Genomic DNA, 21,357 nt, shown 5'->3' with positions numbered 1-21,357 from the left:
TATTGCCGCTCGCTATCTTTAATACAATATGTATCCGTTATTTTCTTTGATTATAAGTAGGTTGCCAAAAAAGAGCTTGTTAAAGTTCAGTTGCTTCGGGGTGCTGCTGGTGCTGCTGGTGCTGCTGGCAACGGGCGCCCGGGCCCAGTCCGGGGCCGCGCCACTTAGGGCTGCCGGGGCCCCGGACACGGTGACGCACGACGACGCGCACCGCATCGAGATGGGCTACACCACGCTGAGCGGGATTTCCGGGCAGGTGCGCGACGTGTACGACCCCCGCGACCTGGCCGAGGCGCTGCCCGGCGTGTGCGAAACCCTGAAAGCCATCCAGCACGGGGTAGAGGAAACCGACCAGGTGGTGGACCTCAAGCAGTTGCAGATGTGCCAGTTGATGCTGGCCACCGCCCAAGACCAGCTCGTGCAGTGGCGCACGGCGCTGGGCGGGGCCCACGAGGCGCTGGAAGCCATGCAGGCCCGCTTAAAGGCCCTGCCCGGCCCGCCGGCCAGGGCCCCCCACCCCGACGCGGCCGCCCTCACCCTGGAGCGGGCCGACTCGGCGCTGCAAGGGCGGCAGGGGCTCATCGCGGGGCTGCTCACCAAGCGGTTCCAGCGCGTGAAGGCACTGCAAACCCAGGTGGCGGCCAGCTACATCCACTCGCTGGAGTTGGAAGACAAAGTGGGCGACCTCATGCGCCGCTTCGGGCGCACCACCATTAAGGCGGCCTACCCGCCGCTGTGGGCCGCGCGGCCCGTCCCGCCGCCCCCGCCCGACCCCGACGCGGCCCAGGACGAAATGTACCAGCGCGAAATCATCGGCTACTACTTCGCCAACAACTGGGACAACTGGGCCTACATGGCCCTGATCGGGGCCGTGTTTTACGGCTGGGTGGCCTTCAACTACCGCCGGGTGAACAAGCGGGCGCTGGCCGTTGAGCTGCCCTTCCACTACCTGCGGCCCGGGCCGGTGGCGGCTACGCTGGTGGTGGTGTTCAGCCTGGCCCCGGCCCTGGAGCTGCACCCGCCGCCCGTGTACCTGGCCCTGCTGCAAGTGCTGCTGCTGGGGGCCCTCACGGCGGTGTTTGCACGCAGCTGGCCCCGTGGCGCGTTTTGGTACTGGCTGGGGCTGGTGGCGTTTTTCGTGGCCCTGGCCCTGCTCAACGCCAACGCGGCGGCGGGCCTGCTGGTGCGCTGGGCCCTGCTGCTGCTCGACGTGGTGGCCGTGGGCATCGGGGCGGTGCTGCTGCGGCGCGTGCGGCACGCGGCCAAGCTGCCCCCGTTTGTGGTGCCCATCACGGGGGTGTTCATGGCGCTGAGCGCGTTGGCCGTGGCCTGCAACGTGCTGGGGCGCCTGAGCTTGGCCAAGATGTTCAGCACGACGGCCATTTTCGGGCTCACCCAAGGCATCGGGCTGGCCGTGCTCATCGAGCTGCTCACCGAGGCCTTTTTGCTGCAAGTGCTGTGCAGCCGGACGGCGGCGGGCGGCGCGGCGTCCTTCGACTACGACAAAATAGGGCCCCCGCTGCTGCGCCTGCTCACGGCGGTGGCGGCGGGCCTGTGGGGGCTGGTGTTCACCTCCAACCTCAACTTGTACGCCAGCCTCTACGGCGCGGCCCAGCACTTCCTCACGGCCTCGCGCCTGTTGGGCAGCATCGAGTTCACGCTGGGCAACATCGTGCTGTTCTTCGTCATCCTCTACGTTTCGGCGCAGCTCCAGCAGTACATCGGCTACTTTTTTGGCGAGGTGGGCAATGCCGACGACACCCCCAACGCCCGGCACCGCGGCTCGTGGCTGGTGGGGCTGCGGCTGCTGCTGGTCATCGTGGGCTTCACGCTGGCCACCGCCGCCACGGGCCTTCCGCTCACCAAAATCGCCATCGTGTTCGGGGCCCTCAGCGTGGGCATCGGCCTGGGCTTGCAAAGCATCGTCAACAACTTCGTGTCGGGCGTGGTCCTCATCTTCGAGCGGCCGTTCCACGTGGGCGACTTCATCGAGGTGGCCGGCAAGTCGGGCCGCGTGCAGGACATCGGCATTCGCTCCAGCAAGCTCACCTCCGTCACGGGCTCCGAAATCATCGTGCCCAACGGCGACCTGCTCTCCGGCCACGTCATCAACTGGACCCGCACCAACGATCACGTGCGCGTGGACCTGCTCCTGAAAATCACCCCCGGCGTGGACCCCGACGGGCCCACCGCCCTACAAACCGCCCGCGAGCAAATCGAGGAGGAAATCAAGGCCAGCCCCTACACCATGCATACCCTGGCCCCCGAAATCCTGCTCAACAACGTCAACGGCCAGGTGTACGAACTGCGCGTGCTGTTCTGGATTACCAACATCCGCCAGCAGGAACTCACCAAAAGCGAAATCCTGGCCGGCATTTACCGGCGCTTCACCACGCAAGGCCTGGTGCTGAGCTGAGTGGATTGAATAGCGGTTGGCGCGCAGGCACTGGCCCTGTGCGCAATAGCCGAGCGGTTGGAGCAGCTTTTCACGACGCCGACGAGATTGGGCCGGTGATGCCGGGCCGCATTGCCAAGAAAACGGGGTTGAAGCCCGCGGATTTTTAGGAGAAACCAAAGGGCCCCGGGGGCGTAAGAGAACGAGCCAGGACTATCCCCGGCCCGTTCCTTTTATCATTTCCCACCCATGTCCATCTTCAGCAGCGATAAGCTTAAAGGCAAGAAAATTGCCATCATTGCCACCGACGGTTTCGAGCAGGTCGAACTGACCGAGCCCAAAAAATACCTGGAAGGCGAGGGCGCCACCGCCCACGTCATCTCCCTCAAAAGCGGCTCCATCAAGGGCTGGGACGGCCCTAACAACGACTGGGGCGACAAAGTGAGCGTCGATAAAGTCATCGACGAGGCCCGCGTGGCCGACTACGACGCCTTGGTGCTGCCCGGCGGCCAAATCAACCCCGACAAGCTGCGCATCGAGCCCAAAGTGGTGGACTTCGTGCGCGAGTTCATGCACTCGGGCAAAGTGGTGGCCGCTATCTGCCACGGGCCCTGGACGTTAATTGAGGCCGACACCGTGCGCGGCAAGAAAATGACCAGCTGGCCTAGCCTGAAAACCGACCTCAAAAATGCCGGCGCTCACTGGGAAGACTCGGAAGTGGTGGTCGACAAAGGCCTCATCACCAGCCGCAAGCCCGACGACCTGCCCGCCTTCAACAAGAAGATTGTAGAGGAAATCCTGGAAGGCCAGCACGCCTCGCGCAGCTAGGGCCCCCAGCCTTAGGTTAACAGCAAAAAGGCCCGCTACTGTGCAGTAGCGGGCCTTTTTGCGTGTAGCTCAGACTCTGCGAATCCGAGTCGCTAAACGGTAATCGTTCACCGGTTACCGGCAGAGCGAAGCGAGCAGCGCGGACTTGCAGCGCCCGCGCTACAGCAGGCCGGCGGCCCGCAACGGGGCCCCAGCCAGGTGCAGCAAGGCCGTTATCGCTAGGTCGAACGCGGACAGGAAAGCGCCTTGGAGCAGCACTGAGCGGCCGAAGCCGGCCAATCGGGTGGGGTTGCTCGCGTCGGGTGCGGCGGCCCGGCGGCGCAGCCAGAGGCCCACGATGATGTAAATTACGTCGAGCCCAGTGTTGAAGAGGAACAGGTTTTCGTCGTGGTGATGGGCCCCCGCCTCGGCGGCCAGCGACCAGCCAGCCGGCGGCAGGCGGCGCAGCATCACGATGCCCCAGGCGGCAATGCCCGCGTTCACCAGGGCCCAGGCCGCGTTCATGAAATGGAAGTAGTAGGACGCGTGGCGGCGGTCGGCGTGGGCCACGGCGTAGCCGCTGATGGCCAGGTTGCCGATGACCCAGGCGGCGAGCACCGCCAGGCCACGGCCCACAATCAGCTCGCGGGTGGCGTACAGGGCGTTGGGGTCGAGAACGGGCATGGGAACAGGAAATAAAAAAGCCGCCTGCCCACCGCAACCCGGAGGGTACGCGCAGGCAGGCGGCACAGGCGGCAATGGGCCCCCGGTGGGCCTATTGGGTGAAGCCCAAACCCAGGTACACTTGGAAGGTTTGGTTGTGCAAGTTGGTATTGGTCAGGTTGGCCACAGTGTTGTTGCCATACTTTACCGATACGCCGTCCTTGTACACGTTGCCCAGGCCCAGGTCGTAGCGCACGCCGATGCGGGCGGGGCCCACGCGGCCCTCAAAGCCGGCCACGGCGCCGTAGTCAAGCGAGTTGAAGCCGCCGGCGGATAAGGCAAGGTCCTGGTCGTACACCCGGGCGTTGGTCAGCAGCGACACCTGCGGGCCGATGTGGAAGCTCAGGTTTTTGGTGAAATTGGCCACGTACAGGATGGGCAGCTGCAAGTAGTTCAGGCGGGTGGTGCGCTGGCTTTCGTTGTAGGCCCCGCCGGCAAAGTTGGCGGTGTAGCCCTTGCGGGTGTACAGCAGCTCGACCTGAAGGGACGACACTTGGTTGAAGCCAAACTGGCCGTAGATGCCGCCGTGGAAAGCGTTGAGGTAGTCGGGGTTGAACAAGCCCTTGCCGCTGCCGTAGAGGTTGGTCAGGTTGTAGCCGCCCTTGATGCCGAAGCCCGTGTTGCGCGAGTCGGTGACGGCGCCGCCGGTATAGTCTTTCGAAGACATGTTGCCGCCGGCGCGGGCCTGGGCCATAGCTGCCGGGGCCGCCGCGGCGCCCAGCATAAGCGTGAGGAGAAGGTTTTTCATAAATAAAGGGAATGGATAAAGGGGTAAAAAACGGTGGCCCCACCAGGGCCCCACATCGGGTATCGACAATGCCCTATACTTGGCCCCGGGCAGAAAGTTGCCCGCCGGGGCCCCGGGGCCCTAAAAATCCGCGGGCCGGTGCTACCTTTGCCCGGCCCGCCGCCCCCGGCGCGGGCATCTTTGGGGTATTAGCTCAGTTGGTTCAGAGTACCACCCTGACACGGTGGGGGTCACTGGTTCGAGCCCAGTATGCCTCACAAAAAGCCTTTCCGCCGCGCGGGGAGGCTTTTTGCTTTGGCGGTGGTTTGAAACGGGGTGGCCCGGCGACTTTTTAGTCGTCGGGCCACCCCGTTTCAAACCACCGCCCTTGCTTTTAGGGGCCCCGGCGCTGGGCGTGGCAGCCATTCCAACCGGCCATATTCCCAGCGCAACTGTTGAGCCGGTGTACCCGGCGCTGTAAAACGGAGTGGCACGCCGTTTAGGGTTCGCACGGAAATGGAGTGCCACTCCGTTTTACAATCCTTTCCTACTGGTTATACGCTGACAACGAAAGCCTAACCCGATGCTGCCCATTGCCTTCGCGCCCAGCTACGCCCACCCGCTGCCGGCCGCCCACCGCTTCCCGATGCTGAAGTACGAGCTGCTGCCCGAGCAGCTGCTGCACGAAGGCACAGCCACGGCCGACGATTTTTTTGTGCCCACGCCGCCGCCCGACGTGGACATTCTGCGGGTGCACGACGCTGGGTATTACGAGCGCCTGCGCCGGGGCCAGCTCACCCGGCAGGAGGAGCGGGTGACGGGCTTCCCGTGGTCGCCGGAGCTGTTTGCGCGCGAAATCACCATCCTGGGTGGCACCATCGAGTGCGCCCGGCGGGCCCTGGTGCACGGCGCGGCGTTCAACATTGCCGGCGGCACCCACCACGCCTTTCGCGACCGGGGCGAGGGCTTCTGCCTGCTGAACGACCAGGCCGCCGCCGCCGCCTGGCTGCTGGCCAACGGGCTGGCGAAGCAGGTGCTGATTGTGGACCTAGACGTGCACCAGGGCAACGGCACGGCCGCCATTTTCCAGCACGAGCCGCGCGTGTTCACCTACTCGGTACACGGCGCCCGCAACTACCCCGGCCGCAAGGAAACCTCCGACCTCGACCAGCCCCTGCCCGACGGCACCGCCGACGCCGAGTACCTCACCCTGCTGGCCGCCACCCTGGGGCCCCTGGTGGCGCAGGTGCGCCCCGACTTCATCTTCTACCTGGCCGGCGTGGACGTGCTGGCCACCGACAAGCTCGGCTACCTGGCCCTGAGCCGCGACGGCTGCCGCCAGCGCGACGAGCTGGTGCTCCGCCTCTGCCACGCCCAGGGCCTGCCTGTGGTGGTGTGCATGGGCGGCGGCTACTCCACCCGCATCGCCGACATTGTGGAAGCCCACGCCAATACGTTCCGGGTAGCAGCGGCTCTGTGGGGCTGAATTAGGGCCCCGGCGGCGGCCAACCAGGGCCAGGGCTTTGTCATTCCGACGAAGGAGGAATCTGGATAAAACAGGCAAGGACAGGCCGCAGATTCCTCCTTCGTCGGAATGACAAAGCTTTGATTGGGTAGCCAGCCAGGGCCCCCAGCGGCTTAGTAGAGGCTGCTACTCGGGTAGCCGGCCATGCCGCTTGCCGTGTATATTGCGGTATGGCTTTCTTCTTCTCATCGCGCCGGTTAGTGCTGGCCGCCAGTATTTTCCTGGTCGCTACCTGCGCCGCTGCGGCCCAAACCATGCCGAACGCCTACCAGGTCGTGCACACGCCTGATTCGGCCAAGGTTTACACCTACGTCGAGCAGATGCCGCAGCTGCCGGATGGCGGTGGCAACGCGGCCATTATAGCGGCCATTCAGGCGCGGGTAGCGCCGGCGGGTGGCTGTGGCGGCAAGGTGTTCGTGTACTTTGTGGTGGGCCCCAGCGGCACCGTGAAGGACGCTAAAGTTATTAAAGGCCCGGACGGCGGCTGCAACGCGGCTGTTCTGGCGGCGGTGGGCAAGCTGCCGCGCTTCCGGTCCGGCAAGCAAAACGGCAAGCCCGTGGCGGTTTGCTATACACTGCCGATTGCTTTTTAGCAACGGCAACCGGCCCCTCACCAACCGCCGGGGCCCCGGCCGCCGGCCAAATAACCAGCTGCCACCGAAACGCCCAGCGCCAGCGCAACTCGTACTGCGCCAGGCCGGCCCGGGCCAGCAGCTGCGCCCAGTCGGCGCGCCGGAAGGCACGGGCTACCGACAGCGGCGCGTCGTGCCGCACCAGGTACGAGCCGCCGAGCAGCCGCGTCAGGGCCCAAATGCTGCCGTAGGCCAGCCAGTGCCGGTGCAGGTCGTTGACGACCACCGCCACCCGCGCCTGCCGGGCCCATTGCCGCAGCAGGGCCCCCAGCTCGTCGTCGGTGAAGTGGTGGCAGAACAAGCTGCACGTCAGCACATCAAAGGGCTGGGCCTGAAATTCGGCCGAGAAAATGTCGAACTGCCGGTAGCTGATTTCGGGGTAATCCTGGCTTTTGGCGCGGGCGTAGTCCAGCATAAAAGCGTTGGCGTCGATGCCGACCAGCTCCACCGCTACGCCGTGGCGGCGGGCCCAGCGGGCCACGTGGCGCAGGGTGTCGCCGCCGCCGCTGCCCAAGTCGGCCACGCGCAGGGCTCGGCCCGTGGGGAAGCGCGGCCGCAGCCGGGCCAACGCGTCCAGTACCGGCTGGTAGCCGCCCAGCCAAGTATTGATGACTTCCAGCTCGTCGAGGTTGCGGCGTAAGTCGTCCGAGGCCAGCGTCAGGTCGTCCATCAGCTCGGGGCCCGGCGCGCGATTGTTCAGCATTTAACAGGGGTTGAAAACGAAGTGGTCCGGCGACTTTTTTAGTCGTCGGGCCATTCTGACTAAAAAAACAGTGGCCCCGGGGTATCGTAAGAGTGGTCCGACGACTGAAAAAGTCGCCGGACCACCCCGCCTGGATAATCACCTAATCATTCAGTACGCGCCGATAACTACTCAGCGGCCACGAGCGCGGCGGCAACCGGCTCAGCTTCCATCAAATGGACGGCCTCTGCTCGGTCAACTGTTAACTGTTTACTATCAACTGAAATCTCCAGCAGCATGGCTTCCAGCGTTAGGCCGGGGCCGAAGGCAAAACTGAGCACCGGGGCCCCGTGGTCGGCGGGGGTAGCGGCGGCCAGCACGTCGCGCAGCACAAACAGCACCGTGGCCGACGACATGTTGCCGTAGTCGCGCAGCACGCGGTAGGCGAAGCGGTTGTCGTCGTGGCTCAAATCCAGCGCTTGCTCGATGGTTTCCAGAATCTTACGTCCGCCGGGGTGGATGGCGAAGTGGTGAATGTCCGCGCGCTGCACGGGCAGGTGTTCCAGCAGCTGCTCGGTGAGCCGCCCGATGCCCCGTTGGATGAGCCGGGGTACGTAGCTGCTCAACGTCATCTCAAACCCAAAATCGTTGATGTGCCAGGCCATGTCGGCGTGCCCGTCGGGCTCCAGCCCGCAGTGGAACGCGGTGAGGGCCAGGCTGGGGGCCCCGTCGGGCAGCGGCTGGCCCTGCACCAGGCAGGCCGCCGCGCCGTCGCCAAACAGCGCGTTGCTCACCAGGTGGTCGTCCTCGGCGCTTTTCTGGAAGTGCAGCGTGCACAACTCTACGCTCACCACCAGCACGCGGGCGGCGGGGTGGGCGCGGCAGGCGGCGTCGGCCAGCTTCAGGGCGTTCACGGCCGCGTAGCAGCCCATGAAGTTCACGCAGGTGCGCTGCACCGACGCCGGCAGGCCCAGGGCCTGCACCAGCTCAATGTCGAGCCCCGGGCGTACATGCCCGTGCAGCTCACCGTAATAAGGTGCGTGACGGTGGCCAAATCCAGGCTCGGCACTTGGCGGCGGCAGTCGGCCACGGCGGCCAGGGCCAGCGGCAGGGCCTCGCGGCGGTACACGGCCATGCGCTGCCCCACGCTGGGAAAAGGCTCCAGGCCGGGCGTGTTCGGGAAAAAGGTGTAGTCGCCATTGGCGCGGCCGTAGTCGGGCAGCACCGAGTAGCGGTGCCCGATGCCCGACACCCGGTACAGGGCCCGCAGCCGGCGGGCATCGTCGGCCCCGAATTCGAGGGCCTGGGCCATAAAATCGGCAATTTGCTGCTGCCCAAGGCAGTGCGGCGGGTTGGCGGTGCCGATGGCCCCTAGGTAGCTGGTCATTAAGCGTAGTTTACGCAAAATACGGGGCCCGCGGGGGGAAAAGATTTTGGCCGGCGGCTCGCCGGCTTTTTTCCTAAAAAGGGGCCCCGTGGGTGCGCCGCATCAGGGCCCGCACCGCGCCCGGCCAGTGGGCCAGGGCCCCCACCACGGCCTCGCTCAGCACGGGGCCCCCAAACAGGCCCTGCACCGCACGCCCCACCCGCAGCCGGGCCCCAAACTGCGCCCGCCACGTCTGGGCATAGGCCGCTTCCATCGCAGCGCGGCCGGTGGTTTCGGTCAGGAAATCGTGGGCGGCGGCGCTGGCCAAGGCCCCGCCGTGCAGGGCCATGGCCATGCCGTTGCCGCACAGCGGCGTGATGAGGCCGGCCGCGTCGCCGCACATCAGCACGTGCTGCTCCACGGGCTGCTTCGGGGCGAAGGAAATCTCGTTGATGACCTCCGGCTGCGGGTACAGAAACTCGGCTTCGTGGAAGATGGCGCGCAGGTGCGGGTTGCGGTGCAGCACCGCCGCTTCCATCGCCGGAATGGTGCCGCCGTGGGCCTTCAAATTAGTGCGCGTAGTGAGATAGCAAAAGCACAGCTTGCCGTCCTCGATGGCCGAAATGCCCGCGTAGCCATCGCGGAAGTTGTGCAGCGCAATCACGTCGCGGGCGTGGCCCGGTAGGCGCAGGTGGTACTTCACCCCGAGGTAGGGCGAGCGCTGCCGAAAAAACGGCCGCTCCAGCTGGCGGTCCAGGTTGGCGCGCTTGCCGTAGGCCCCCAGCACTACGCGCGGGGCCAGGGTGCGGCCATCGGCCAACGCCACCGCGTGGCGGCCCGCAGCAGCATCAAAGGCCACGCTGGCCACCGTGGCGGGCAGGTAAAATTGCACGCCCACGGCCAGGGCCCTCTGGTATAGAAATTCGTCGAGCGCGTAGCGGCTCACCCCAAAGCCGCCCAGGTCGAGAGGGCTGCGCAGCACGCGCCCGGCCGGCGACGATAATTCAAACCGCCGGATGTTGGCCACGCCCAGCGGGGCTGGGTCGGCCCCGAGCCGGGCCAGGTACGGGAGCACCTCGTTGCTGACGTATTCGCCGCACACGCGGTGGAAGGGGTAGGGCCGGCGCTCGGCCAGGGCCACGGCGTGGCCGCGGCCGGCTAAGTCGAGGGCCGCCGCCAAACCGGCCAAGCCGCCGCCGATAATGAGGACATCCACTCAGTTGGGCGATGAAAAGTGGTGAGCAATCGGGAAAACGTTTGATTCCATCGGTAATAACAACTTTTTCACTAATAACATAGGGATTTGGGATTATATTTGTCAACCAAAATTAATTCCCGCCGTTAACTCCATCAGCCCGTGCGTTCTCCGCAGCGGCCGGGCTGGTTCGCCACTTTGATTTTTTGCATGATGCCACGCCTACTTGCTCTTTCCTTCTTCCTGGCCCTGGCCACTGCTGGCCTGGCCAGCGGGTTTGCCCCGGTAGCCCCGGCCCGGCCCATTGAAACCCAGCACACCGCCGTGCAGCAAACGCGCCCCGGCACCGATGAGAAAGCGCTGGCGGTGTACCCCAACCCCAGCACCGGCATGGTGCAGCTCACCATCAGCGGCCAGGAAGGCCGCCGCATTGAGTTGCAAGTGCTGAATGTGATTGGCTCCGTAGTGTACCACGAAACCATGAGCGACCTCAACAACCGCGCTACCAAAATGCTCGACCTGAGCCGCTTCGCCAACGGTTTATACTACGTAAAGCTGGAAGGCAGCGGCGTTAACCAAATGTGTAAGCTCGTCATCCGCTAACGATTTCAACGGCAACGCCCCGGTTTTCTTGTGGCGCAGGCAATAAAAAAGCAGCCCCTCGGGCTGCTTTTTCTATTTAAGCGGTAGGTGGAGCTTATTTGCTCCGCACCGGCACAGGAACCAGCTTGGGTTGGGCGGCCTGGGCGGCGCGGCGGGCAACGAGGGCGGCAGCGCCCAACAGGCCTAATACGAGGGTCAACATAACGACAATGAATGAATAGTGCGAATAAACTCACCGGTGCCGCGCGGAACCAGTGCTGATTGGCTATATAACCCGGAGCCCCGGTATTAAGTTGTCCTGAACCAGTGTAAAATTAAGGCCTGGCTAAGATAGGAGAAAATTGTGGTTAGCAGCGGGATGCAGCATCAGCGCACTTGCACGTACTGCTGCTTGATCATGCGGTAGATGGTGGATTTGCCTACCCCCAGGCGGTCGGCCGTGGCCAGCACGTCGCCGCCCATTGTGTCGAGGCACTCCTGCACGAGCCGGGTGGTTTCCTCGCGCAGCGTGCGGGGGCCCCCGTTGTCGGCCGCCGGGGCGGGGCCCCGCAGCGACAGGTCGGCGCTGCGGATCAGGTCGCCCTCGGCCAGCACGGCGGCCAGTTCCACCACCGCCTTCAGTTCGCGCACATTGCCGGGGAAGGGGTGGGCCAGTAGCCGCTGCTGGGCGTCGTCGCCGAGGTGGTGCGGAGGCAGGTTGTTGCGCTGGCAAAACGTCTGCACGAAGGCCTCGGCCAGCAGCAGTATGTCGGGGCCCCGCTCGCGCAGCGGCGGCAGGGCAATGGGCAGGCCCAGCAAGCGGTAGTACAGGTCTTCGCGGAAGCGCCCGGCTCGCACCTCGGTTAGCAGGTCGTGGTGGGTGGCCACCACCAGGCGTACGTCGAAGGCCACCCGCTGGCGGCCGCCCACCCGCACCAGCTCGCGCTCTTGCAGCACCCGCAGCAGCTTGGCTTGCAGGCCCAGCTCCAGGTCGGCCACCTCGTCGAGGAACAGCGTGCCGCCGTCGGCCTCCTCGAAGCGGCCCACCCGCCGCGCCACGGCCCCCGTAAAGGCCCCCTTCTCGTGCCCAAACAGCTCGCTCTCCAGCAGCTCGCGCGGGATGGCCGCCATGTTCACGGCCACAAATGGCCGGCTCACCCGCTCCGAGCGCGCGTGAATGGCCTGGGCCACCAACTCCTTGCCGGTGCCGGTTTCGCCGCTCACGCTCACCGTAATGGTGGTGCGCGCCGCCTTGCTGATGAGCTCTTGTAAGCGCAGCATGGTGGGGTGCGTGCCCAGAATGGGCGAACTGGCGCCGGCGCTGCGGGCGTCGAGCTGCTGGCGCAGCTGCTCGTTTTCGCGGCGCAGGCGCACCTGCTGGCGCACTTGGCCCAGCAGCGTCCACAGGCGCTCGCCGGTCGAGGCGTCCTTCACCAGGTAGTCGTGGGCCCCCAGGCGCAGCAGGGCCACGGCGGTGGCCACGTCTTCCTGCCCCGAAATGATTACGATGGCCGCCTGGGGGGCCCGTTCGCGCAGCTGGCGCAGCGTGTGCTCGCCATCGGCGTCGGGCAGCGAGTAGTCCAGCGTGATGACGTCGGGCACCTCCTTGGCCATTTGGGCCAGGCACTCGCGAGCCGTGCCAAAGCGCTGCACGTGGTGGTCGGGGTTGCGGCCCAGTTGGTGGAGCAGCAGCTCGCCGTACCACTCGTTGTCTTCTACAATAAATATACTTAAAGGAAGAGGTGCTTCCATACAAACGCAGGGGATATGAGGCGAAGTTAAGGGCCCCACAGTTTGGCCAGTAACATAACAAAATCAGAAATTTTATTAAAAAAATTATAATTATTGAATAGCTTTATTTTTAGGATAAAAGCCGGCCAAAAACTCTATATATGACAAAATTAAGCACTTGGATCGCATAAATAAAATTAAATTCTCAGTTTTAAAAGAACCCTATTCTCAATTTAGGAATATAAATCCCACATTGGAACGTAAAATCAGATTTAAACGACTAAAAATTTATATAAAATGCTAATTTACAATATTTTGAATAATTAATAAAAAAATGAAGAGTCGATTGTAAACATGGACGCCAATCAGACCAACTTCTATTGTTCCATTGCTACTTTTCTGCTCTATCATGTATTATTCTAACCCGACGTTTGCCCGTACCTTCCAGCGGTTGGTGTGTGTCCTCACCCTGCTGCTGGCCGCTGTTGCAGGCAGCCTGGCCCAAACTGCTCTGCCGCGGGCCTACTATTTCAATGGCTCTGGCGGGGCCATTGTGCCCACCTCGCCAACGCTCACGGACGGCGGCAGCGTGGCGCTGGGCGCCGTGGGGCCGCGGTAGCCGCTTCCCTGACCACCGACATCTACAACTCCGTGACGCTGCGCCTGCCGCTGGCCGGCGGACCCGTCTCGGCTGGTTACCGGGCCGGCATGCTGTTCGCCAACGCGACGGGCACCGGCGTATTGGCTCTGGGAGCCACCGTGATGCGTACTTACCTCAACGGTATGCTCCAGGAAAGCCACTTGATTGACGCCACACTGCTCCAGGCCTACCTGCTCAGCACCGGTACCGAGCCCACGCCGGTCGATTTCGTGATTACTAAGCCGTTCGACGCGGTGGAAGTGACGGTGGCCAACGTCGCCAACCTGAACTTTAAAACCAACGTGTACAACGCCTACGGTGTCGTTGGGGCCTCGCAGGTGCCGCTGAAAGGGTTCGCCACCCCCAACACCGCCAACTACAGCAGCACTGCCTACAAGCTCAACGGCAACGCACTGGTGCAAGCGTGTGTGAATTTCAACGTGGGCAACCCGGCCCGCGCCGTGGACACGGACCTAACCAACTACGCCACGTTCGGCAGCTTCGCCACGGTAGACTGCCCCCCACGCTGCAAGTGAAGCTGGAGGGCCCTGCCTTGCCGGCCGGTTACCACACCGGCTTCACGGTGGGCAACGCTGGCTTGCTGGACGCCAACGTGCTGAGCGGCGTGCGCATCCGCACGTTCCTGAACGGCGTGCCCCAGGAAACCAACACCGACGCTAGCCTATTGCAACTGAACGTGCTGCCCGGTGGCCAAACGCGGGTGGGCTTCCCCACCACGCTGCCGTTCGGTGCCGTGAGCATCGAGCGTACGTCGACGGTTTCGGTGCTCGACAACATGCAGCTGTACTACGGCTTCGGCCTGGAGCCCCGCGCCTTCGGGCAGGCCAAGCAGGTAATTTCGGATTTTGCCACCACTACCAACCACGCTACCAGCAGCGCCAATTCGCAAATCTGTACCACGGTTACCTATTTGGGCGTGACTACTACGTGCGTGACTACTGCCAGTGTTATAAACCCTCAGGACGCCGCCAGCGCTAACCCCAACGATTATGCAGTGATGTCTTCTGCCCTTGGGTGGGCAGCGACCAATTCTTGCGGGTTGACCTCAACGGCACCGGCCTGGCCGGCAACCGCGCTGGCATGGTAATCGGGCCTGGCAATGGCCTGCTGAACGGCGGCTTGCTGGACGCCAACGTGCTAAGAAGCCTCATCTTGTCGACCTACGACGCCACAGGTAACCTCATGGAAAGCGCTTCGGCTAGCAGCTTGCTATCGATTGGGGTGTTGCCCAATGGCCGCGACGAGCTTTCGTTCCTCACTACTGGAGCGGTTTCGGCGTCAGTGTACACAGCAGCGGGCAGTAGCGCGAACTTTGTAGTTCGCGTCGCTGAACGGTGACTGGTAGGACGAAGCGAAAGCCGCGAACTACAAAGTTCGCGCTACTAGCTGATGAGTCTGAAACTGCTCTAAGCCCTTCGCTTCGGTGCGGCTTAACGTAGCCAGCGGGGTAGCCGCCCTGAGCGGTATGAAAGTTTACAACACCTTCGCCGACGACCCGCAGGCGGTGCTGCCCGTGGTGTTTGTGCCCGCCCCCCTGCCCGTGGTGCTGACCGACTTCACCGGCCGCCACACTGCTACTGGCACCAACTTGGCCTGGGCCACGGCTTCGGAGCACAACAGCAGCCAGTTTGTAGTAAAGCGCCGCGCTGGCAGCGTCACTGAGTTCCGGGCCGTGGGCCAGGTGGCCGCCTCGGGCAATAGCTTGGAGGCCCGCCGCTACCAGTACACCGACGCCAGCGCCGCGGCCCTGGCCAGCGGCGGCCTGCAAGTGTACCCCACCCCGCAATTGCGTCGGCCCCCCCGTAAGCCTGCGTTACGAAGGCACCGGCGCTACCAGCGTAGCCGTGTACTCGGAAATGGGCCAGCTCGTGCGCCAGGTGCCCCTGGCGGCCGAAGCCGGCGCCTTGGCCACGCTGCCTACGCTGCCCACCGGCCTCTACCACGTGGTAGTGCGCGACGGGGCGGGCAACCGCGTAGCTTCCCAGCGCCTGGTGGTGGCCCAGTAGCCCTACACTGCTAATAATGCCATGGGGCCCGGCCGACGCAATGTCAGCCGGGCCCCGTGCGTTGGGCGCGCCGCCGGGCCGGAGCTTGGGGCGAAGTAGAGGGCCGAAGATAGGGTTAGGGGCCCTGGTGGCGCAGCCAGTCGCGGTACCCTAAAAAAGATTGCGCCTTAAACCGGGGGGTAAATCCGGTTGGAATTAATTGATTAGCGCGATTCAGGGAGCCAGTAAAGATTTCGTTTGTGACGAAATAAAAAATTAACGCGGTGGGATAATCACTGGGCATAAAATTGGCGTAATTTTGCACCATGATTCGCCCCAATCATCATCTAATGGCGTGTGGAACGAAGCCGCAAGGAGTTCTGCGAGAGGACCAACCGGTCGTTGCCCACGGCGTTTTTTCTGTATTTTCTGATGCTTGCCCAGTTTCCGTTTCGGTTTTCCGAGGCGGTTTTTTTATGTCCGCACGGCTCAATTTCTAATTAGAATAGAACCACCCGCACTCGCTTATTTCTCATCTTATGGCTACCAATAGGCTTTCCCCGCAAGCAGCCGCTGCTGCGCTGTCTTCGATGGCTACCCACGCTGGTAACTGCAACTCGAGCACTAACCCCAAGCGGATGGCAGCGATTAAGGTGTGGCAAGTGGTGCCGTTCTTCATCAACCACAAGAACGTTATCTAGTTGATCTGCGGTAGCATGCCGCCTGGCGCAAGCTGGGTGGTTTTACTTTTAGGGCCCCAGTGGGCCGCGCGAATGTCACAAGCCCGCGCATTTGAATAGACTGATAGTACGTTTTACCCGTGGGCTCACCGAGCCCGCGCCCTTATGCAACAACTGATTACCCGCGTTCACTCGGCCAATTCGCTACTCTGCGTGGGCCTCGACCCCATCGGCACCGATGCCGAAGTGGCGGTGCGCCTCCGCCAGGTGGTGGCCGAAACCCACGCCTACGCGGCGGCCTTTAAGCCGAATTTGGCTTTTTTTCTGAGTCGGGAAGACGGCGTGGCGCTGCTAAAGAGCACCATCCAAAGCATTCCCGCCGATATTCCGGTGATTCTGGACGGTAAGTTTGGCGACATTGCCAATACGGCCGACCACTACGCCCGCTTCGCCTACGACGTGGTAGGGGCCCACGGCGTGACCGTGAACCCCTACATGGGCGACGACGCCATCCGGCCCTTCGCCCGGCCCGGCAAGGTGGTGTTCTCGCTGGCCAAAACCTCCAACAAGCCGTACCACAACCTGCAAGACCAGGCCCTGGCCCACGGAGGCCACCTCAGCGACCTGGCCGCCCACGTGGCCCGGCAGCTTGACGAAGAGCTCCCCGAGGCCATCATCGGCCTCGTGGTGGGCGCCACCGAGCCCACGGCCATGGCCCGTGTGCGGGCCGCCTGCCCGCGGCAGTGGTTTCTGGTGCCCGGCATTGGGGCCCAGGGCGGCGACCTGGCCGCCACGCTCAAAGCCGGCCTGCGCAAAGACGGCAGCGGCGTGCTGATTAATGCCTCGCGCAGCATTTGGCAAGCGGCCGATGCCGGCGCGGCCGCGCAGGAGTTGCGCGACCAGATAAATGAGTTTCGCGTGGTGAAGCCCTGATTGTCCGTTCGCACAACGCAGCTGGATCATCACCAACAGTAAATAATTAGTAGCATGCCCCAAGTTCTCACCCCCGACCTGCCCGCCGCCGAAGTGGCCACCATCCTGGAAGCGCAGTTGCGCGAGGAAGACGCGCTGCTGACCGGCCACTTTAAGCTCTCGTCGGGCCTGCACTCGGATACTTACGTGCAGTGCGCCCGCTTTTTGCGGCGGCCCGAGTTGGCGGCCCCGGCCATGGCCGTGCTGGCCGCGCAGTTGCGGGCGGCTGGCCTGGTGCCCGATACCGTGGTGGGCCCCGCCATGGGCGGCGTGGTGGTGAGCTACGAGCTGGCCCGCCAACTCGGCGTGCCCTCACTTTTTACAGAGCGCGACGCGCAGGGCGAAATGACCCTGCGGCGCGGGTTTGCGCTGCGCCCAGGCGAGCGGGTAATCATTGCGGAAGACGTAGTTACGACCGGCAAGAGCACCTTGGAAGTCGCACGGGTTTTGGCCGAGATGGGAGTGGAAGTTTTGGCCGTGGCCTCATTAATTGACCGGACGGGTGGTGCGGTGAAGCTTCCGTTCCCGAACTTTGCGCTGTTGGCGGTGAACGCCGCCGTGTTTGACGCCGACCACATCCCGGCGCATTTGGCCGGAGTTCCGGCCGTGAAGCCGGGCAGCCGGCCTGAGAAGGCCGCGTAAATTCATTGATTGGGAAGGCAGCTTTTTAGCGAGGACTTATGACTTTGACGGATTTGGAACCGACCACCCATACCATCCAACTCACCCTCAAACCGGGCCAGCACGACGGCGACGGCCACCGGGTAGCGGCCGCGGCGGCGCGCCACCTGGGCCTGGCCACCGGCCGCGTGCGCACCGCCGCCCGCTACACGGTGCGCTACGGGGCCCTCAGCCCGGAGCAACTGCGCGCCTTTGCCACCCGCTGCCTCGCCGACCCGGTCCTGCACGACGTAACCCTGAACGAAGCCGTGGCCCCAGTGCCCGGCTTTGCTGCTTATATCCTGGTAGCGCGGGGCCCCGGCGTGACCGACGACGAGGGCACCAGCGCCCAAAACGCGCTGGCCGACTTTCTGAACGAGCCGATTGACACGCGCACACAGCACATCTTCAGCAAGCGCCTGTACTTGCTGGAGCACGACCTGCCCACCGCCGACCTGCGCCGCCTGGCCGAGGAGCTGCTGGGCAACAAAATGATCAACCGCTTCGAGGTGGGCCGCGTGGCCGACGGCATCCGCGACTACACGCCGCGGCCCGGTGGCGGCGCGGAGGCCATTACGGAGACGATTTCGCTCAACGGCCTCAGCGATGGGGCCCTGGTGCAGCTCTCGAAGGACAACATTTACGCGCTGAACCTGGAGGAAATGTGCGCCGTGCGCGACTACTACGCGGCGGCCGACACCCAGGCCGCGCGCCGCGCCCAGGGCCTGCCCGCCGACCCCACGGACTGCGAGCTGGAAATTATCGCCCAAACCTGGTCGGAGCACTGCAAGCACAAGGAGTTCAGCGCCGTCATCAACTACCGGGATTTGGCGACGGGGGAGGAGAAGCAGATTGACTCGCTTTTCAAAACCTACATCAAGGACGCCACCTCGGAAGTGGACCGCCAGCTGCGCGCCAACGGCAACGACTGGCTCATTAAAGTGTTCAGCGACAACGCGGGGGCCGTGCGCATCAACGCCAACTCGCTGTTTGTGTGGAAGGTAGAAACGCACAACTCGCCCTCGGCCATCGACCCCTACGGCGGGGCCATCACCGGCATTTTAGGCAACAACCGCGACCCGCTCGCTACCGGTATCGGTGGGGCCCGGTTGTTGTTCAACACCAACGTGCTCTGCTTCGGCAACCCCGACTACGACGGGCCCTTGCTGACCGGCCAGCTGCACCCGCGCCGCATTTTGGAAGGCGTGCGCAAGGGCATCGAGGACGGCGGCAACAAGTCGGGCGTGCCCACGGTGAACGGCGCCATCGTGTTCGACGACCGGTACCGCGGCAAGCCGCTGGTGTACTGCGGCACCGGCGCCGTGATGCCGATGCAGTTCGCGGGCCTCGACTCGTGGGAGAAAAAGATTGACGCCGGCGACCGGATTGTGATGGCTGGCGGCCGCGTGGGCAAGGACGGTATCCACGGCGCCACCTTCTCCAGCATCGAGCTGGACGAAAGCGCGCCCGCCACGGCCGTGCAGATCGGCTCGCCCATTACCCAAAAGCTGGCGATGGATTTCCTTCTCATTGCCGCCCGCCGGGGCCTGCTCAAGTGCAGCACCGACAACGGCGCGGGCGGCCTGTCGTCGTCCGTGGGCGAGCTGGCCGGCATCAGCGGCGGCGCGGTAGTAGAGCTGGAAAAAGTGCCTTTGAAATACCCCGGCTTGCGGCCTTGGGAGATTTTCGTGAGCGAATCGCAGGAGCGGTTTACGCTGGTGGTGGAGCCCGGCCGCATGGCCGAGCTGCTGGCGCTGGGGCAGGAAATGGAAGTCGAGCTGACCGACATTGGCCACTTCACCAACGACGGCTCGCTGGACGTGAACTTCGACGGGCAGCCCGTGGCGCGCCTGGCGCTGGAGTTCCTGCACGACGGCGTGCCGCGCAAAACGCTGGAGGCCGAATACGAAAAACCCGCGGCCACCGAGCCGAAAATTCCGACCCAAACCGACTACACCGGCACGCTGCGACTGCTGCTGGGAGCCCTGAATATCTGCTCGCGCGAATCGGTTATTCGGCAGTACGACCACGAGGTGAAGGGCCGCACCATTGTGAAGCCGCTGATGGGCGCCACCGGCCAGGCCCCGCAGGACGCGGCCGTGGTGCGCTTCAACTTCGAGAGCTGGGAGGGCGTGGCCGTGAGCAACGGCATTCTGCCCCGCTACGGCGACCTGGACGCCTACCAGATGTCGGCCGGCTCGTTTGACGAGGCCGTGCGCCAGATCATTGCCGTGGGCGGCAAGCTGCCTAACCTCACGCCGGGCGACAACATTTTCTGGTCGGTAAACGACAACTTCTGCGTGCCCGACTCGGTGTACGACCCCGCCATCAACCCCGACGGCAAGCAAAAGCTGGCCAAGCTGGTGCAGATGTGCGAGGCCCTGCGCGACGCCACGGCCGCCTATTGCATCCCGCTCACGAGCGGTAAGGACAGCATGAAGAACGACTTCAAGGCCGACGGCGTGAAGATTTCCGTGCCGCCCACCGTGCTCTACTCCATGACGGCGAAGATGGAAGATGTGCGCCGCGCCATCACCTCCGATTTCAAGGAGGCCGGCGACGTCATCTACCTGCTCGGCGAAACCTACGACGAGCTGGGCGGCTCCGAATTCTACGCCCTGCACGGCGAGCTGGGGGCCCTGGTGCCCCAGGTGCGCTTCGCGGAAGCCAAGGCCCTGTACACCCTCATTGGCCAGGCCAACGACGGGGCCCTCATCCAATCGTGCCACGACCTGAGTGACGGCGGCCTCGCCGTGGCGCTGGCCGAGGCCACGTTCGGCTACGGCTGCGGCGCTTCGGTGGAGCTCCCGGAAAGCGCGTTGCCGCTGGCTACGCATCTGTTTTCGGAGTCGCACTCGCGCTTCGTGGCCACCGTGGCCCCGGCCGATGTGGTGGCCTTTGAGGCGTTGCTGGGCGGCCGCGCCACGCGCTTAGGCTTGGTGACCGAAGACGACCAACTGACCGTGCGTCACGCTGGTCAAACGGTCATTGAGGCCCCTACTACTGAGTTGCGGCACACCTGGTCAAACGGGCCTGTTAATCAATTGCTTGGCGTGGATGAGCTGGCGGGCTTCGGCGATTCGGCTGGGCACTAATAGCACAAACTGCTGGCGCTTCGGCCCAAAACCCAAATCAGATGGCACAAGACTTGCAAGGGCTAGTACATAAAGTTCAATTACCGGCACAAGATGGCGTCGTGCGGGCCCTCGTGCTCACCGGCTTCGGCATCAACTGCGAAGAGGAAATTGCAGCCGCCTACCGGCTCGCCGGGGCCCAGGCCACTATCGTGCACCTCAACCAGGTGCTGCACGGCGCGGTGAGCATCCACGACTTCGACGTGCTTACCTTCCCCGGCGGGTTCTCGTTTGGCGACGACCTGGGCTCGGGCGTGGTGCTGGCCAATAAGCTGCGCTACCGCCAAACGGGCCCCGGCGGCCGCACCTTGCTGGATGATATCAAGCAGTTTGTTGCCGACGGCAAGTTTGTGCTCGGCATCTGCAACGGCTTCCAGGTGCTGGTGAAGCTGGGCCTGCTGCCCAACCTAGGCGGCGACGTGACGCCCGAAGTGACCTTGACGCACAACGCCTCGGGCCGCTACGAGGACCGCTGGGTGCGCCTGCGCGTGCACCCGCGCACCACCACGCCTTTCCTTAAGGGCCTCGACGTGCTGGAGGTGCCCGTGCGCCACGGCGAAGGCCGCCTCGTGGTGCCCGACGCCGCCACCCGCGGGGCCCTGGAAGCGGCCGGCCTGAACTGCCTCTCTTATATAGATGCGGCCGGCGATGGCACCAGCGAGTACCCGCACAACCCCAACGGTGCCGACCTTAACTGCGCCGGCCTCACCGACCCCACCGGGCAGGTGTTCGGCCTGATGCCGCACCCCGAGGCGTTCCTGTCGGCCTTCAACCACCCCGACTGGGCCCGCCGCCGCCGCCAAAACCCCGCTGCCTCGGAAGAAGGCGCGGGCCTCCAAATCTTCAAAAACATCGTGGAGCACATTGCTCAAAAGCATTCGGTTTTAGCCAACTAAGTCC

The 21,357-nt window shown here is 64.1% G+C and carries 21 protein-coding genes, 1 tRNA gene and 1 pseudogene; 16 read left to right on the top strand and 7 right to left on the bottom strand.

Going from position 1 to position 21,357, the window contains the following annotated elements; genetic code table 11:
• Positions 1 to 76 precede the first annotated feature (76 nt).
• The gene (locus BEN49_RS08665) at positions 77 to 2,416 is read left to right on the top strand and encodes a mechanosensitive ion channel family protein (protein WP_070742627.1); all 2,340 of its coding nucleotides are present in this window, start codon (positions 77 to 79) and stop codon (positions 2,414 to 2,416) included.
• A 228-nt stretch (positions 2,417 to 2,644) separates the two neighbouring features.
• Positions 2,645 to 3,223, top strand: a complete 579-nt coding sequence (locus BEN49_RS08660; RefSeq protein WP_193415779.1) for a type 1 glutamine amidotransferase domain-containing protein — start codon at positions 2,645 to 2,647, stop codon at positions 3,221 to 3,223.
• 159 nt (positions 3,224 to 3,382) lie between these two features.
• Here the strand turns inward: BEN49_RS08660 and BEN49_RS08655 are convergent, their stop codons facing one another.
• On the bottom strand, positions 3,383 to 3,886 hold the full coding sequence (locus tag BEN49_RS08655) for a DUF6992 family protein (protein ID WP_070742626.1): 504 nt from the start codon (positions 3,884 to 3,886) through the stop codon (positions 3,383 to 3,385).
• A gap of 91 nt (positions 3,887 to 3,977) precedes the next feature.
• A complete protein-coding gene (locus tag BEN49_RS08650; protein ID WP_083325923.1) occupies positions 3,978 to 4,673 on the bottom strand; it encodes a porin family protein in 696 nt (231 codons plus the stop codon).
• A 182-nt stretch (positions 4,674 to 4,855) separates the two neighbouring features.
• Here BEN49_RS08650 and BEN49_RS08645 point away from each other — a divergent pair.
• From BEN49_RS08645 to BEN49_RS25540, 3 genes are all read left to right on the top strand, one after another.
• Positions 4,856 to 4,930 (top strand) — tRNA-Val (locus tag BEN49_RS08645).
• A 305-nt stretch (positions 4,931 to 5,235) separates the two neighbouring features.
• Positions 5,236 to 6,138, top strand: a complete 903-nt coding sequence (locus BEN49_RS08640; RefSeq protein ID WP_070742624.1) for a histone deacetylase family protein — start codon at positions 5,236 to 5,238, stop codon at positions 6,136 to 6,138.
• A gap of 209 nt (positions 6,139 to 6,347) precedes the next feature.
• The gene (locus tag BEN49_RS25540) at positions 6,348 to 6,770 is read left to right on the top strand and encodes an energy transducer TonB (RefSeq protein WP_083325922.1); all 423 of its coding nucleotides are present in this window, start codon (positions 6,348 to 6,350) and stop codon (positions 6,768 to 6,770) included.
• Positions 6,771 to 6,879: 109 nt separating this feature from the next.
• On the opposite strand, the pseudogene BEN49_RS08635 reads toward BEN49_RS25540, so the two are convergent.
• The 4 genes and pseudogenes from BEN49_RS08635 to BEN49_RS08625 all read right to left on the bottom strand — a co-directional run.
• Positions 6,880 to 7,479 (bottom strand): annotated as a pseudogene (locus BEN49_RS08635) (methyltransferase domain-containing protein); the annotation flags it as partial.
• 200 nt (positions 7,480 to 7,679) lie between these two features.
• A complete protein-coding gene (locus BEN49_RS08630; protein WP_317040424.1) occupies positions 7,680 to 8,474 on the bottom strand; it encodes a type III polyketide synthase in 795 nt (264 codons plus the stop codon).
• Complete coding sequence (locus BEN49_RS30480; protein WP_317040423.1) at positions 8,429 to 8,878, bottom strand: hypothetical protein; 450 nt, start codon at positions 8,876 to 8,878, stop codon at positions 8,429 to 8,431. Before BEN49_RS30480 ends, BEN49_RS08630 begins: the two co-directional genes overlap by 46 nt.
• A gap of 73 nt (positions 8,879 to 8,951) precedes the next feature.
• Positions 8,952 to 10,073, bottom strand: a complete 1,122-nt coding sequence (locus BEN49_RS08625; protein WP_070742623.1) for an NAD(P)/FAD-dependent oxidoreductase — start codon at positions 10,071 to 10,073, stop codon at positions 8,952 to 8,954.
• A 189-nt stretch (positions 10,074 to 10,262) separates the two neighbouring features.
• Here BEN49_RS08625 and BEN49_RS08620 point away from each other — a divergent pair, with 189 nt between their 5' ends.
• Positions 10,263 to 10,655, top strand: coding sequence for a T9SS type A sorting domain-containing protein (locus BEN49_RS08620; protein ID WP_070742622.1), 393 nt, complete (start codon positions 10,263 to 10,265; stop codon positions 10,653 to 10,655).
• Between the two features lie 366 nt (positions 10,656 to 11,021).
• Here BEN49_RS08620 and BEN49_RS08615 read toward each other — a convergent pair whose 3' ends face one another.
• Positions 11,022 to 12,386 (bottom strand): sigma-54-dependent transcriptional regulator, encoded by a 1,365-nt coding sequence (locus tag BEN49_RS08615; protein WP_070742621.1) that lies wholly within the window; start codon positions 12,384 to 12,386, stop codon positions 11,022 to 11,024.
• Between the two features lie 388 nt (positions 12,387 to 12,774).
• Between BEN49_RS08615 and BEN49_RS08610 the strand changes: the two genes are divergently transcribed.
• The 10 genes from BEN49_RS08610 (at position 12,775) to BEN49_RS08570 (ending at position 21,353) form a co-directional block, all read left to right on the top strand.
• Positions 12,775 to 12,984 carry a hypothetical protein gene (locus BEN49_RS08610; RefSeq protein WP_070742620.1) on the top strand — a complete coding sequence of 70 codons (210 nt, stop codon included), beginning with the start codon at positions 12,775 to 12,777 and terminating at the stop codon, positions 12,982 to 12,984.
• 32 nt (positions 12,985 to 13,016) lie between these two features.
• The gene (locus tag BEN49_RS08605; protein WP_070742619.1) at positions 13,017 to 13,541 is read left to right on the top strand and encodes a hypothetical protein; all 525 of its coding nucleotides are present in this window, start codon (positions 13,017 to 13,019) and stop codon (positions 13,539 to 13,541) included.
• Positions 13,538 to 14,113, top strand: coding sequence for a hypothetical protein (locus BEN49_RS08600; protein WP_070742618.1), 576 nt, complete (start codon positions 13,538 to 13,540; stop codon positions 14,111 to 14,113). The genes BEN49_RS08605 and BEN49_RS08600 overlap by 4 nt, the downstream gene beginning before the upstream one ends.
• Positions 14,107 to 14,364 (top strand): hypothetical protein, encoded by a 258-nt coding sequence (locus BEN49_RS26720; RefSeq protein WP_158022800.1) that lies wholly within the window; start codon positions 14,107 to 14,109, stop codon positions 14,362 to 14,364. Before BEN49_RS08600 ends, BEN49_RS26720 begins: the two co-directional genes overlap by 7 nt.
• A gap of 506 nt (positions 14,365 to 14,870) precedes the next feature.
• The gene (locus BEN49_RS27740; protein ID WP_158022799.1) at positions 14,871 to 15,032 is read left to right on the top strand and encodes a hypothetical protein; all 162 of its coding nucleotides are present in this window, start codon (positions 14,871 to 14,873) and stop codon (positions 15,030 to 15,032) included.
• Between the two features lie 518 nt (positions 15,033 to 15,550).
• Positions 15,551 to 15,712 (top strand): hypothetical protein, encoded by a 162-nt coding sequence (locus tag BEN49_RS27735; protein ID WP_158022798.1) that lies wholly within the window; start codon positions 15,551 to 15,553, stop codon positions 15,710 to 15,712.
• A 144-nt stretch (positions 15,713 to 15,856) separates the two neighbouring features.
• Entirely contained in the window at positions 15,857 to 16,624 is a 768-nt protein-coding gene (gene pyrF, locus BEN49_RS08585; RefSeq protein ID WP_070742615.1) for an orotidine-5'-phosphate decarboxylase, read from the top strand.
• A 54-nt stretch (positions 16,625 to 16,678) separates the two neighbouring features.
• Positions 16,679 to 17,305 (top strand): orotate phosphoribosyltransferase, encoded by a 627-nt coding sequence (gene pyrE, locus BEN49_RS08580; protein ID WP_070742614.1) that lies wholly within the window; start codon positions 16,679 to 16,681, stop codon positions 17,303 to 17,305.
• 38 nt (positions 17,306 to 17,343) lie between these two features.
• Complete coding sequence (locus BEN49_RS08575; protein ID WP_083325921.1) at positions 17,344 to 20,418, top strand: phosphoribosylformylglycinamidine synthase subunit PurL; 3,075 nt, start codon at positions 17,344 to 17,346, stop codon at positions 20,416 to 20,418.
• Between the two features lie 41 nt (positions 20,419 to 20,459).
• Positions 20,460 to 21,353 carry a phosphoribosylformylglycinamidine synthase subunit PurQ gene (locus BEN49_RS08570; protein WP_083325920.1) on the top strand — a complete coding sequence of 298 codons (894 nt, stop codon included), beginning with the start codon at positions 20,460 to 20,462 and terminating at the stop codon, positions 21,351 to 21,353.
• Positions 21,354 to 21,357: the final 4 nt, after the last annotated feature.

Source organism: Hymenobacter coccineus (assembly GCF_001816125.1).
GTDB classification, from domain to species: Bacteria; Bacteroidota; Bacteroidia; order Cytophagales; family Hymenobacteraceae; genus Hymenobacter; species Hymenobacter coccineus.
The sequence above is the reverse complement of the archived record's forward strand: the minus strand, read 5'-3'. Positions and strand labels throughout refer to the sequence as shown.

What these genes read in the sequence shown, in the direction of transcription:
- BEN49_RS08660 (WP_193415779.1), top strand. Translation starts at nt 2,645, where the DNA reads ATGTCCATCTTCAGCAGCGATAAGCTTAAAGGCAAGAAAATTGCCATC.
- BEN49_RS08655 (WP_070742626.1), bottom strand. Translation starts at nt 3,886, where the DNA reads ATGCCCGTTCTCGACCCCAACGCCCTGTACGCCACCCGCGAGCTGATT.
- BEN49_RS08650 (WP_083325923.1), bottom strand. Translation starts at nt 4,673, where the DNA reads ATGAAAAACCTTCTCCTCACGCTTATGCTGGGCGCCGCGGCGGCCCCG.
- BEN49_RS08640 (WP_070742624.1), top strand. Translation starts at nt 5,236, where the DNA reads ATGCTGCCCATTGCCTTCGCGCCCAGCTACGCCCACCCGCTGCCGGCC.
- BEN49_RS25540 (WP_083325922.1), top strand. Translation starts at nt 6,348, where the DNA reads ATGGCTTTCTTCTTCTCATCGCGCCGGTTAGTGCTGGCCGCCAGTATT.
- BEN49_RS30480 (WP_317040423.1), bottom strand. Translation starts at nt 8,878, where the DNA reads ATGACCAGCTACCTAGGGGCCATCGGCACCGCCAACCCGCCGCACTGC.
- BEN49_RS08620 (WP_070742622.1), top strand. Translation starts at nt 10,263, where the DNA reads ATGATGCCACGCCTACTTGCTCTTTCCTTCTTCCTGGCCCTGGCCACT.
- BEN49_RS08615 (WP_070742621.1), bottom strand. Translation starts at nt 12,386, where the DNA reads ATGGAAGCACCTCTTCCTTTAAGTATATTTATTGTAGAAGACAACGAG.
- BEN49_RS08610 (WP_070742620.1), top strand. Translation starts at nt 12,775, where the DNA reads ATGTATTATTCTAACCCGACGTTTGCCCGTACCTTCCAGCGGTTGGTG.
- BEN49_RS26720 (WP_158022800.1), top strand. Translation starts at nt 14,107, where the DNA reads ATGGTAATCGGGCCTGGCAATGGCCTGCTGAACGGCGGCTTGCTGGAC.
- BEN49_RS27735 (WP_158022798.1), top strand. Translation starts at nt 15,551, where the DNA reads ATGGCTACCAATAGGCTTTCCCCGCAAGCAGCCGCTGCTGCGCTGTCT.
- pyrF (WP_070742615.1), top strand. Translation starts at nt 15,857, where the DNA reads ATGCAACAACTGATTACCCGCGTTCACTCGGCCAATTCGCTACTCTGC.
- pyrE (WP_070742614.1), top strand. Translation starts at nt 16,679, where the DNA reads ATGCCCCAAGTTCTCACCCCCGACCTGCCCGCCGCCGAAGTGGCCACC.
- BEN49_RS08575 (WP_083325921.1), top strand. Translation starts at nt 17,344, where the DNA reads ATGACTTTGACGGATTTGGAACCGACCACCCATACCATCCAACTCACC.
- BEN49_RS08570 (WP_083325920.1), top strand. Translation starts at nt 20,460, where the DNA reads ATGGCACAAGACTTGCAAGGGCTAGTACATAAAGTTCAATTACCGGCA.